2 protein-coding genes are annotated in these 1,630 nt (G+C 35.4%); both read right to left on the bottom strand.

Annotated features, from left to right (window positions below; all coding sequences use genetic code 11):
- On the bottom strand, positions 1-676 hold a 676-nt coding region (gene istB / locus PLH43_RS13655; RefSeq protein ID WP_324364036.1), incomplete at its 3' end, for an IS21-like element helper ATPase IstB.
- Positions 666-1,517 carry a hypothetical protein gene (locus PLH43_RS13650; protein WP_324364034.1) on the bottom strand — a complete coding sequence of 284 codons (852 nt, stop codon included), beginning with the start codon at positions 1,515-1,517 and terminating at the stop codon, positions 666-668. The genes PLH43_RS13650 and istB, both read right to left, overlap by 11 nt.
- Positions 1,518-1,630: the final 113 nt, after the last annotated feature.

Raw genomic sequence — 1,630 nt, 5'->3', positions numbered from 1 at the left:
ATGCATTATGAACTATCCTGTCCATAATTGCATCTGCTATTGTAGGGTCAGGAAATAAATCATACCAATGAGTATGAGGAATCTGTCCGGAAAGAATTGTAGAAGCTTTATTGTATCTGCTTTCCGCAATCTCAAGTATATCCCTGCTTTCTTCTAAGGTGTATGATTTTAATCCTATATCGTCTAAAATCAAAAGCTTTACATTTTGAAGTTGGCTCATAAACTTGCTATATCTATTTTCGTTTTTCGCGTCTTGTATTTCAAGCAAAAGTTCCGGGATACGGTAGTATTTAACGGTATAACCATGACGGCAAGCACTGTTACCAAATGCACATGCCAGAAATGTCTTTCCGCTTCCGGTTTTTCCTGTAATCACTATATTTAATTTCTGAATAATGTAGGTACAGGTAGAAAGAGTTTGCAGAGTCTTTTTATCAATCTTCCGGTCCGAAGTATAGTCTATATCCTCAATGCATGCATTAATACTAAAAGATGCTTTATGTATATATCTTTTGATTCTTGAGTTTTTTCTTGACTCCCATTCTTTTTCAACCATAATACCGAGCCTCTCCTCGAAAGACAACTCTCTTAAAGCCGGATCTGAATCACTCAGTAGTTGAGCCATAACTTTAAGTTTCATATCTCTTAATTTTTCTATAGTTGGGTTAATTAACATATATACCACCTCCTGAGTAAGCACTACTTCCTCTTACATTTTCATGCTGAATAATTGTTTCATCCTGCCTCTTTGAGGAATTGTTAACAACTTGCTTAAGGATAATATTAAAATATTTGAATGAGAAAACATTTTTATCTATAGCCTCTTTACTGGCAGTTTCCATTATTTCGGCTGAATGACTTTTAGCAAGTCTCATAATGCCCATACAAGCTCGATAACCCTGAACAGGATAATCACTGCTTTCAAGAATTTTTTTGATTAATTCCCGGGTATAAGGACCGGTTTTTTCTGCCCAGGATAGAAAACGTTCAGAATTCCATGCATAAATTGCTTTATGCTCTTCGGGCATATGTTCCTCTAATGTTTTATACCGATTAAATTTGTCATAATTCCTGGTGTGTACCGCTATTCTCTCGTTTCCTATATATACTTCTATAGTTCTTGAGGATGCCCTAATCCAACATTTGTGATTTGCATAGGAGTAATGAACGCTGTAGAAAAACCCTTTATATTCAACATGATAATTAAATGCAACTTTTGTTTCTACCCAGTCGCAATACTCATATTTTGTTGCCGGCAATGGCTGCAAACAAGGTTTATCTATTTTTTCAAAAGCTGTCTTCCTGTTACCCTCCATTTTCTGAAAAGGTCTGTTGATAAACTTCTCAAGTTCCTCTGAAATTGCCCGGTTTATTTCATATATGCTAAAAAACTGTCTATTTCTAAGTGCTGCGATTATTCTTCTCGAAACATTACCTACCATGTTTTCATCTGAAGCTTTATCTTTTGGTTTACTTACTCTGGCAGGTACAATGGTCGTTCTATAGTGTAAGGCCATTTCTTTGTAGTTTCTGTTTATTAAAGGTTCTACACGGTCTGGTTTGATAACTGCAGTCTGATATTGTCAATATTACTTGACACATTTTTCTCGTACAATTTGTGGTTTTTGCG

It is taken from the genome of Acetivibrio sp. (assembly GCF_035371925.1).
Taxonomy (GTDB): domain Bacteria; phylum Bacillota; class Clostridia; order Acetivibrionales; family Acetivibrionaceae; genus Hungateiclostridium.
This window is presented reverse-complemented; position numbering and strand designations above follow the sequence as displayed.

What these genes read in the sequence shown, in the direction of transcription:
- PLH43_RS13650 (WP_324364034.1), bottom strand. Translation starts at nt 1,517, where the DNA reads ATGGCCTTACACTATAGAACGACCATTGTACCTGCCAGAGTAAGTAAA.